We start from the raw sequence: 9,785 nt of genomic DNA, 5'->3' as shown, positions 1-9,785 counted from the left end.
GGTTGGGTTAATTTCATAGTGTTTCGGTGGTCATTGCGTTAGGGAAACGCCCGGTTACATTCCGAACCCGGAAGCTAAGCCTTTCAGCGCCGATGGTACTGCATGGGGGACCGTGTGGGAGAGTAGGACGCCGCCGAACAAATTGTGATGGAAAGCCTCGGGCTTGGATCGTGAAAACGGTCCGGCCCGGGGCTTTTCTGCGTTTACCCCGGAGTTTTCAATCCAGCAGAGCCACCGCCTCCGCCAGCAGCCCGTACTGCTTCTGCCAGTCCCGGTCCCATGTGCTGAAGACAATCCGGTCCGCACCCGCCTCCGCGAATTCCGTGATCCGCGCCGCCGCCTGTTCCGGGCCGCCGTCGATGGAGAGGGCCACCCAGCGGTCCTCCGGAAAGCCGTAGATCCCGGCCAGAGTACGGACCTGGTCCGGAGTGGTCGGCCTTTCGACGTCGTCGCCCAGTCCGAATGGCTGGGCAATGGTGACGCCCGGCACCGGGCGCCCGGCGGCTTCCGCGAGGGCCCGGAGCCGGGTGACTCCCTCCGACAGCCAGGAAGGCGAGGCGAGAGCGGGGAACCAGTGGTCGCCGTACTTGACGGCCCGTTCGAGAGCGGCGTCGTTCTCGCCCCCGATGAGCAGGGGCGGGACGGTGGCCGGCACGGAGAGCGCCAGTTCCGGCTGTTCGGGGTCGATCAACCCGGGTTCCCCGCGCAGGATTCCGGGCAGTCGGGACAGCATCGCGTCCATCCGGGCGTCGCGTTCGTCGAACGGGATGCCCGTCGCGCGCCAGGCGGCCGCGTCCTTCAGCCCACCACGCCAGCGGGCCCAGGCGCTGTCACCGGCGTCGCAGCCCAGAAGGAGCCGGCCCTCGGAGAGGAACTGGAGAGTGGCCAGCCGCTGGGCGAGGCCGGGCAAGGGGTGCAGCGCGGGCACCAGTGCCGCCGTGCCGAGGCGCAGGCGGGTGGTGGCGGAGGCCGCCGTGGCGAGCGTCAGCAACGGGTCGAGCATCGGGCAGCGGCCGGTGAGGTGGTCGCTGACCCATAGGGACTCGAAGCCGAGCTCTTCCGCCACCCTGGCCACGTCCGCCGTTTCGTGCGGGGAGGCCGTGACATCGAGGGTCAGTGAGGGAGCAAAGACACCGATCTTGATTGGAGGCATGCTCAGGAACGTAGTCTGCCCAGGTCAGGGGTCGAATCCGTAGGACTACCGGTTCCGTAGGACTACGGGTGAGGCCTACGGGCATCGACGGGCCGCCATGGGGACCGTCATCGGCGGGGGAAGGGGACGGCAGAGTGGTGCTGTACGGGCGGGATGCCGAACTAGCGGCAGTGGCTGGCCTGTTGGGACGTGCATGGGACGGCCGAGGCGGTGCCCTGCTCGTGCGCGGGCCGGCGGGAATCGGGAAGTCGGAACTGCTCGCCGAGACGGCTCGGCGAGCCCGGGCGGCGGGTGGTGACGTGCGCGTCCTGCGGGTGACGGGGACCGAGGCCGAGGCCGTCCTCCCGTTCGCCGCCCTGCACTTGCTGCTCCGGCCGGTGCTGACCGAGGACCGGCTCGCCACGCTGCCCGCACCGCAGGAGCGTGCCCTGCGCGGGGCGTTCGGCCTGGCCGAGGCGTCGCCGGACGACCGGTTCCGCGTCGGTCTCGCGGTGCTCACCCTGCTGTCCGACCTGGCCGCGGAACGGCCGGTGCTCTGCCTCGTCGACGACCTGCAGTGGCTCGACCCCTCCTCGGCGGAGGCCCTGCTCTTCACCGCCCGGCGCCTCGCCGAGGAGAAGGTGGCCGTACTGCTGGCGGCCCGGGACGGTCTGCCCACCCGGGACGCTCTCGAGGACGCCCCCCAGGACGGCCCGCCGGACGGCGACCGGGAGTCCCCCGCGCCGGGCGTTCCCGAGCTGCGGCTGAGTGCCCTCGGCCCCGAGGCCGCCGTCGAGCTGCTCGCCGACCGGGCCCCGGACCTCGCCGACGGCGTACGGGCGCGTGTCGTCGGCCGGTCCGCGGGGCACCCGCTCTCGCTCGTCGAGACGGTCCGCTGGCTCACCGCCGATCAGCGCACCGGGAACGCGCCGATACCCGCCGAACTCCCGGTTCCGGCACGGCTGGTGGAGGCGTACCGCAGTCGCATCGACGGGCTTCCCGGGGCCCGTACCGCCCTGCTCGTCGCGGCCGCCGAGGGCGGCGGTGACCTCGACACCATCGTGAGGGCCGCCCGTGCGCTGGGCGGCGGTGCCGACGGTCTGCCTGCGGCCGTACGCGCGGGTCTGATCACGCTTGTCGACGGTGTGATCGGTTTCCGGCACCCGTTGATCCGTGCGGCCGCGCGTCAGGGCGCCGATCCGGTCGAGCTGGCGGCCGCGCACCGGGCGCTGGCGGCCGTGCACGAGGCGGCCGGGGATCCGGACCGCAGCGTACGGCACCTGGCGGCGGCCGCTTCCGGGCCGGACGAGGAGGTGGCGGCCCGGCTCCAGCAATCCGGCGAATCGGCCTGGGAGCGCGGGGCGTTCGCCGTCGCGGCGGACGCCTGCCGACGGGCCGCCGAGCTCAGCCCGACCCCGTCCGCCCGCGCCCGCCGGCTGCTCTCCGCCGCCCAGATGCTGGTGACCACGGGCCGGGTCGCCCAGGCCGGCACTCTGGCCCGGCAGGCGGCGGAGCTGACGGAGGAGCAGGACGTCCGGGCCATGCTGGCGATGGTCCGGGGCGCCGTCGAGGACGCGACGGGCAACCCGCGCACGGCGGCGTACATCCTCCTCGACCACGCCGGTCCGATGGCCGGACGGGAGCCGGAAACCGCCGTGTTGATGCTGGTCCTGGCCATGCGCAGCGCCTGGGCCTGTGGGGACGGGGCGCTGGTCGCCGGGGTCGCGGAGGCGGCGTCCCGGGTGCGCCCGGCGCTGCCCGTCGCGGAGGCGCTCGCCGCGCTGCCGGTCCTCGCCTCCGCGCTGTCGGGCGCCGGGGAGACCGCGGTGGCGGGGGCGGCGATGGAGAAGGTGCGCGAGTTCGTCGCCGGTGTCCGGCACCGGGACCCCGGGTCCCACCTGACGCGGCTCCTCGCCACCGACTGCGCCGCCCTGCTCGGCGACGACGACGCCGCCCTCGGCCTCGCCACCGCCGAGGCCGCTCGCTGCCTGGCCCGCAACACCCTCCTCTCCCTGCCGGACGTGCTGCACACGCTCGCCCAGGTGCAGTGGGCCACGGGACGGCACCGGGACGCGGCGGCGACCGTCGCCGAGGCCGAGGACGCGGCCGGTTCCCTGGCCGACGCCGCCGGGCCCGCCGGACCGTTCCCGGCCCGCCGGCTCACCGCCGTCGCCGACCGCGCCGCCGCCCGTACCGCCGCGCTCGCCGGGGACGAGGAGCGCTGCCTCGCCGCCGTCGAGCGGGCGGCCGGTGTCACCGGCGACCCCACGGGCGTCACCGACGCCGCCGCGCTCGCCCTCCTCGACCTCGGACTGGGCCGCCACGAGCAGGCGTTGCGCAGACTGGAGGACGCCCGCCGGACCGGCGCGCCCGCCGCGGTGGCCCTGCTGCCCGCGACCGGTGACCTCGTGGAGGCCGCCGTCCGGGCTGGAGTGCCGGAGCGCGCGGCCGCGCCCCTGGCGGCCTTCACCGCCTGGGCGGAGGCGGGCCGGCAGCCGTGGGCACTCGCCGTCGCCCACCGCTGCGCCGCGCTGACCGGTCCCGACGAGGCCGCGGAGGAACGGTTCCTGGTCGCGCTCGACCGGCACCGGGAGGGCGGGCGGCCGTTCGAGGAGGCCCGTACGGAGCTGCTGTACGGGGAGTGGCTGCGCCGCGCGCGGCGGCGGACGGAAGCGCGTCCCCGGCTGCGGAACGCGGTGGGGACGTTCGAGCGCCTGGGCGCCGTGCCCTGGGCCGAACGCGCCCGTGCCGAACTGCGCGCGGTGGGCGACAGCACGCCGTCCGCCCCGGCGCCGCGCCCCGACCCGCTCGCGGTCCTGACGCCGCAGGAGCGGCAGGTGGTGCGGCTGGCCGCGGGCGGGACCAGCAACCGCGACATCGCCGCCCGGCTCTTCCTCAGCCCGCGCACCGTGGAGTACCACCTCTACAAGGCGTACCCGAAGCTCGCCATCGGATCCCGCCGCGAACTCGCCTCCCTGGCACTCGACATGAGCGCCATGAGCGACACGAGCGGCGCGGGCCCGCAGATACCGTAGCGCTACGGATTCGCCGTTCTCCTCCGCCGCCTACGGTCGTGACCGGGGCGATCACCCATCGCCCGGGAAGAAGCACGAGGAGAGGAACGGACCATGAGCCGAGCCGTGGTGTTCGACGAGCCCGGGGGCCCCGAGGTCCTGCGTGTGGCCGAGGTCAAGGAGCCGCAGGCCGGCCCGGGACAGGTACGGGTCCGGGTACGGGCGGCGGGCGTCCAGCCGTACGACATCGGGATCCGCACGGGCTGGGTGCCGCCGGGCGTCGGGCCCCTGCCCCGGATCCCCGGCAACGAGTTCGCCGGAGTGGTCGACCAGGTCGGCCCCGGCGTCACGGACTGGACTGCCGGGGACGAGGTGCTGGGCTTCGGTCAGCTGGGAGCGTACGCGGAGCTGATCCTGTCGCCCGCCGACCAGATCACCCGCAAGCCGCCCGGGATGCCGTGGGAGGTGGCCGGCGGTTTCACGGCGGGCATGCAGACCGCGCACATCGCCATGGAGGTGATCGCCCCGCGCGAGGGCGAGGTGCTGCTCGTGCACGGAGCGGCGGGTTCGGTGGGCAGCGCGGCCGTCCAACTGGCCCGGGCGGCGGGCGCGACGGTCATCGGCACCGCGCGGGAGGCGAACCACGCGTACCTGCGGTCACTCGGGGCGCTCCCCGTCACGTACGGGGAGGGGGTCGTCGAGCGGATCCGCGCGCTGGCCCCTGGCGGGGTGGACGCCGTGCTGGACGGTGCGGGCGGTGAGGCCTTCGACCTCTCGCTCGGGCTGGTCGCCGACCGGGGGCGGATGGTGACGCTCGTCGAGCACGACCGCGCGGAGGCGGCGGGGGTGCGGGTCACCCCGGCGACCCGCTCCGCGGCGAGGCTGGCGGGTCTCGTCGAGCGGTACGCGCGGGGCGAACTCACCTGGCACGTCCGGGCCACGTACCCGCTCGACCGCGCGGCCGACGCGCAACGGGATGTCGAGAGCGGGCATGGGCGGGGCAAGGTCGTGCTGCTCGTCGGCTGAGCGCCTGGTCATCGACTGGGCGTCGGACTGCTGGTTGAGCCCCTCGCCTGTCGGTTGAGCCCCCCGCCTGTCCGGTGGAGTATTGGCCTGTTGGCTGATCACCAGCCTGTCTGCCGATCACCAGCCCGTCGGCCGAGTGCCCGCCCGCCGACCGGGCGGGCCCGCCCACCAGCTGAGCACCCGCCCACCAGCTGAGCACCCCCAACCACCAAGCACCTGCCCGCCGGACGACTAGACGACGATCATCCGCCCGTCCGCCCCGCCCCCGTCCTCCTCCAGCAGAACCGTGTGCCGCTCCGCCCACGCGGTCAGTGCCTCCCGGCACGCGTGGTCCATGTGGCGCAGGCCGCTGAGGTCGAGCTCCACGGAGTGGCCGGGGCGGGGCAGCGAGCCCAGCTCCTCCAGGAGCTTGGGCAGGCGCAGGAACGTGGCGTTGCCGATGACACGGGCCCTGACGCGGCCGTCACCGACCCGCACCGTCTCCACCCGGACGTGGGAGGTTTCCCAGGCCGCCTTGACGACTGCCAGCAGCAGGCCGACGAGGACGCCCGCGAAGAGGTTCGTCGTCACGATCGCGGTGGTGGTCACGAGCAGCACCGCGACCTCACCGCGGTGGTCCTGCCACAGCAGTCCCATCTCCCGCCCCGGGAGCAGTTTCCAGCCGGTGTGGACGAGCACCCCGGCGAGCGCCGCCACCGGAATGGCCTCCAGCGCCCAGGGCAGCAGCGCCGCGAAGACGAGCAGCCAGAGGCCGTGCAGCACGCGCGCGGTCCTGGTCCGTGCCCCGGCCCGCGCGTTGGCCGCGCTGCGCACGACGACGGCGGTCATCGGCAGGGCACCGAGCACACCGCACACCGTGTTGCCGGCGCCCTGCGCTATGAGCTCCTTGTCGTAGTCGGTGCGCGGGCCGTCGTGCAGCCGGTCCACCGTCGCCGCGCTGAACAGCGTCTCCGCGGAGGCGATGAGGGCGAACGCCAGGATCGTGCCCAGGACGCCGAACTGGCCGAGGCGGACGAAGTCGTCGCCGTCCGGCGGCCGTACGGCGTCGAGGAGCCCGTTCACCCGCACCCGGTCCACGGGCAGGTCCAGCGCCGTCACCGCGGCCGTGGCCACCGCGACCGCCACCAGGGGCGCCGGCATCACCCGTGCCGGACGGTGCCAGCGCGGCCAGAGTGCGAGGAGCGCCACCGTGCCCACGCCCACGCCGACGGCGGTCATGGCGGTGGACGACTCCAGGGTCCCGGTGAGGAGCAGCACCAGGCCGCCGAGCTTCTCCAGGCCGCCCGAGGGCGCGTCCGAGTCGGCGAGTTCGTACAGCTGGCCGGCGATCAGCACGACCCCCGTCCCCGCGAGCATGCCCTGCACCACGGCGACGGAGATCGCCCGGAACCAGCGGCCGAGCCGCAGCAGGCCCATCGCGACCTGGAACAGCCCGGTGACGAGCACGAGTACGCCCAGCGCCCCGACGCCGTACGCGCGCACGGCTTCGTATACGAGCGCGGTGAGCCCGGCGGCCGGCCCGCTCACCTGGACGCTGCTCCCGGGCAGCAGTCCGGTGAGCAGCCCGCCGACGATCCCGGTGACGAGGCCAAGTTCCACGGGGACGCCGGACGCGACGGCTATTCCCGCGGAGAGCGGTACGGCGACGAGGAAGACGATGAGGGAAGCGGAGAAGTCGGCCCGGAAGGTGGACCCGAGGACGACCCGCGACGCGGCGGTCCGGACAGAGACGAGGAGTTTGCGCTCCATGAGAGTTGCCTCCAGCATCCCGGGCGCACCTGCGCACCGGGGACCGAGATCCGGCAGGGGGACGGGTGCGGACGGGCGGATCGGGCAGCCCGTACGGGACGTCGGCCGGTACGGGCTGCCGGGGACACGGTCGCTCGGGGCGGCACACGACGCCGTCGGCCTGTACGGCGGGAGCGGAGAGCCGGCACGGACGGGGGACTGGACATTCGCACGCCGCCCGTACGGACTGTGTTCCTGCCTTCTCCGGCATCGTGCTCTGAATACCCGACCACAGTGTGTCCAAGGCGCCCGGGCGTTGGGCCGACCCTGCGTTACCACGATGTAAACAAGGGGTTGGGCCCGATGACGAGCACCTTCCGTTCACTCCGGCGGGCACGGAACACCGCGCGCCCCGACGCGCGCTTCGGCGCCCCACCGCGCTCCGGCCGGCCGCGCGCCCGGCGGACCGGGTGCGAAGATGACCGGACGGCCGGGCCCACCGGGAGCACCGGCCGCCCTCCCGACGCCCAGCGCAGCGAAAAGGTGAGCACCGTGACCCAGACAGTCGCCGTCCTCGGGACCGGAAAGATCGGCGAGGCCCTGCTCAGCGGCATGATCCGGGCCGGCTGGAACCCCGCGGACCTTCTCTGCACCGCCCGCCGCGCCGAGCGCGCCGAGGCACTGCGCGACCGCTACGGCGTCGAGACCGTCGGCAACGCGGACGCCGCCAAGAGCGCGGACACCCTGATCCTCGCCGTGAAGCCGCAGGACATGGCGGCCCTCCTGGAGGAGCTCGCCCCGCACCTGCCCGCCGACCGGCTCGTCATCAGCGCGGCGGCCGGCGTGCCCACCGCCTTCTTCGAGGAGCGGCTCGCCCCCGGCACACCCGTCGTCCGCGTCATGCCGAACACCCCCGTCCTGGTCGACGAGGGCATGTCGGTCATCTCCGCGGGCACGCACGCCACCGAGGAACACCTGCTGCGCACGGAGGCGATCTTCAAGCCGGTGGGCAAGACGCTCCGCGTCCCCGAGACGCAGCAGGACGCGGCGACGGCCCTCTCCGGCTCCGGCCCGGCCTACTTCTACTTCCTCGTGGAGGCGATGACGGACGCCGGCATCCTCCTCGGCCTGCCCCGGGACAAGGCCCACGACCTCATCGTCCAGGCGGCCATCGGCGCCGCCGTGATGCTCCGCGACAGCGGCGAACACCCCGTCAAGCTCCGCGAGGCCGTCACCTCCCCGGCGGGTACGACGATCAACGCCATCCGCGAACTGGAGAAGCACGGCGTGCGCCACGCCCTGATCGCCGCCCTGGAGGCTGCCCGCGACCGCAGCCGCGAGCTGGCCTCCGGCACCGGGTGACGGGTCTCCTGACCGGCTGACGGGTTCCTTCACCGGGTGACGGGCCTCATCAGTGGGCCGGGAACCCCGTCAGCCGGTCAGGGAGCTGGTCAGCCGGCCGGGAGCAGACCGATCGCCCGGTACGCCGCGTCGACCGTCGGCCGCGCCAGATCCCGCGCCCGACGGGCTCCGTTCCGCAGGACGCCGTCGACGTACGTGGGGTCGGCGCAGAGCTCCGCGTGCCTCTCCCGCACCGGCCGCAACAGCTCCACCACCGCGTCCGCGGTGTCCCGCTTCAGGGAGCCGTACGAGCTGTAGTCCGCGGCCAGTACGTCCGGCGCCCCGCCCGTGCAGGCGGCCAGCAGCTCCAGCAGGTTGGCCACCCCCGGCCGCCCGTCGCGGTCGTACACCACGTCCGTCCCGCTGTCTGTCACCGCCCGCATCAGCTTCTTGCGCACCACGTCCGCCTCGTCGAGGAGGTAGACGATGCCGGAGGTCTCCGCGTGGGACTTCCCCATCTTTGACCTGGGGTCCTGGAGGTCCATGACCCGGGCCGCGACCGACGGGAGTACGGCCCGCGGGACGGTGAACGTCCGCCCGTACCGCTGGTTGAAGCGCACGGCCAGATCGCGGGTCAGCTCGACGTGCTGCGCCTGGTCCTCGCCGACGGGGACCTCGTCCGCGCCGTACGCGAGGATGTCCGCCGCCATCAGCACGGGATAGGTGAGGAGCGACAACCGTACGCTGCCGCCGGCCTCCCGTTCCCGCGCCGACTTCTCCTTGTACTGGATCATGCGCCGCATCTCCCCGTCGGTGGCCGTGCACTCCAGGAGGTAGGACAACCGGGTGTGCTCGTCCACGTGGCTCTGTACGAACAGCGTGCACACGGAGGGGTCCAGCCCCGCCGCCAGCAGCAGGGTCGCCGCCTGCCGGCTCAGCCTGCGCACGCGCGCCGGACCGTGCTCCACGGTCAGCGCGTGCAGGTCGACCACGGAGAAGAGGGCGTCGGCCCGGTGCTGGTCGGACACGACCCACTGCCGCACGGCGCCGAGGTAGTTGCCGAGGGTCAGATGGCCGGTGGGCTTGATGCCGCTGAAGATGCGGGTCATGGGGAGGTCCGTCTCCTTCTGAAGGTGGACCACCGCCACAGCAAGCAAAACGGCCGCCGAGGCGGCGGCCGTGGGATGCATGCGAAGTACGCGCAGGGGGCCGCCGTCAGGCGGGCCACCACTGGCACGGGCGCGTACGTACATGCATGGTCATGCCGACGACCGTACCCCCCTCAAAACCAGGTGTGCCACCGGTTTGATCGGGCATACGGGCTCGTGTAGGGTTCTTCGAGTTGCCGCGGCGTCCGCGAGGAGGCCGGGGCGGCACTTCACGCCACTCGGCGGGATCCACTACTGCACGGCCCCTGAACGGGATTGATTTCGGCATGCCGGAATTCGGTTCCGGACTCCGATTAGGAGTCGCCGGGGGAATCCGCTAAAGTAGTGATCACGCCGGAAGGCGCGAAACAAACCCCCTCCAACGGGGACCGGAAA

At 73.5% G+C, this 9,785-nt stretch carries 6 protein-coding genes and 1 rRNA gene; 4 read left to right on the top strand and 3 right to left on the bottom strand.

What is annotated here, in order from left to right; translation table 11 throughout:
- The first annotated feature begins 22 nt into the window (after positions 1–22).
- A 5S ribosomal RNA gene (gene rrf / locus HN013_RS31690) occupies positions 23–139 on the top strand.
- Between the two features lie 78 nt (positions 140–217).
- On the opposite strand, the gene HN013_RS31685 is transcribed toward rrf, so the two are convergent.
- Complete coding sequence (locus HN013_RS31685) at positions 218–1,153, bottom strand: LLM class flavin-dependent oxidoreductase (protein ID WP_171172401.1); 936 nt, start codon at positions 1,151–1,153, stop codon at positions 218–220.
- A gap of 134 nt (positions 1,154–1,287) precedes the next feature.
- Here HN013_RS31685 and HN013_RS31680 point away from each other — a divergent pair, with 134 nt between their 5' ends.
- Positions 1,288–4,167, top strand: a complete 2,880-nt coding sequence (locus tag HN013_RS31680; RefSeq protein ID WP_312018773.1) for an AAA family ATPase — start codon at positions 1,288–1,290, stop codon at positions 4,165–4,167.
- Positions 4,168–4,260: 93 nt separating this feature from the next.
- A complete protein-coding gene (locus HN013_RS31675) occupies positions 4,261–5,172 on the top strand; it encodes an NADP-dependent oxidoreductase (protein ID WP_171172399.1) in 912 nt (303 codons plus the stop codon).
- Positions 5,173–5,403: 231 nt separating this feature from the next.
- On the opposite strand, the gene HN013_RS31670 is transcribed toward HN013_RS31675, so the two are convergent.
- The gene (locus tag HN013_RS31670; protein ID WP_171172403.1) at positions 5,404–6,921 is read right to left on the bottom strand and encodes a SulP family inorganic anion transporter; all 1,518 of its coding nucleotides are present in this window, start codon (positions 6,919–6,921) and stop codon (positions 5,404–5,406) included.
- 531 nt (positions 6,922–7,452) lie between these two features.
- Here HN013_RS31670 and proC point away from each other — a divergent pair.
- A complete protein-coding gene (gene proC / locus HN013_RS31665; protein ID WP_171172397.1) occupies positions 7,453–8,262 on the top strand; it encodes a pyrroline-5-carboxylate reductase in 810 nt (269 codons plus the stop codon).
- 89 nt (positions 8,263–8,351) lie between these two features.
- Here proC and trpS read toward each other — a convergent pair whose 3' ends face one another.
- Positions 8,352–9,350 (bottom strand): tryptophan--tRNA ligase, encoded by a 999-nt coding sequence (gene trpS, locus HN013_RS31660; RefSeq protein ID WP_171172395.1) that lies wholly within the window; start codon positions 9,348–9,350, stop codon positions 8,352–8,354.
- Between the last annotated feature and the right edge of the window lie 435 nt (positions 9,351–9,785).

Origin of the sequence: Streptomyces sp. I05A-00742 (assembly GCF_013055795.1) — a bacterium.
GTDB lineage: Bacteria > Actinomycetota > Actinomycetes > Streptomycetales > Streptomycetaceae > Streptomyces.
Note: the sequence above shows the minus strand (reverse complement) of the source record. Positions and strands in the feature narration are given on the sequence as shown.